Here is a 361-nt window from a genome sequence, read left to right as displayed (position 1 = left end):
CTCCACTACCTCTCCTGCACGTGCCAGCTTGTACAGCGGCTGGCCATCACGCTTGAGTGCCGAGTACATCGGCGGTATCTGGCTGATGGGGCCGCGAAAACGCGGCAGCACCGCCTCGATATCGGCGCGACCAACGGTCACCTCGCGGGTCTGCAGAACCTCACCTTCGGCGTCGCCGGTGTTGGTAGTCTGCCCCAGCTGCATGACCGTTTCGTAGCCCTTGTCGGAGTCGAGCAGGTACTGCGAAAACTTGGTCGCCTCGCCAAAGCACAACGGCAGCACGCCGGTTGCCAGCGGGTCGAGGCTACCGGTGTGGCCGGCCTTTTCCGCATTCAGCAGCCAGCGCACTTTCTGCAGGGCG

1 protein-coding gene is annotated in these 361 nt (G+C 64.0%); it reads right to left on the bottom strand.

Annotation, left to right across the window (positions count from 1 at the left end; genetic code table 11):
• Positions 1-361 (bottom strand): tRNA pseudouridine(55) synthase TruB (gene truB, locus QWI17_RS00010; RefSeq protein WP_302720461.1); only part of this gene is annotated, 361 nt, incomplete at both ends.

Origin of the sequence: Gilvimarinus gilvus, assembly GCF_030518155.1 — a bacterium.
GTDB classification, from domain to species: Bacteria; Pseudomonadota; Gammaproteobacteria; order Pseudomonadales; family Cellvibrionaceae; genus Gilvimarinus; species Gilvimarinus gilvus.
This window is presented reverse-complemented; position numbering and strand designations above follow the sequence as displayed.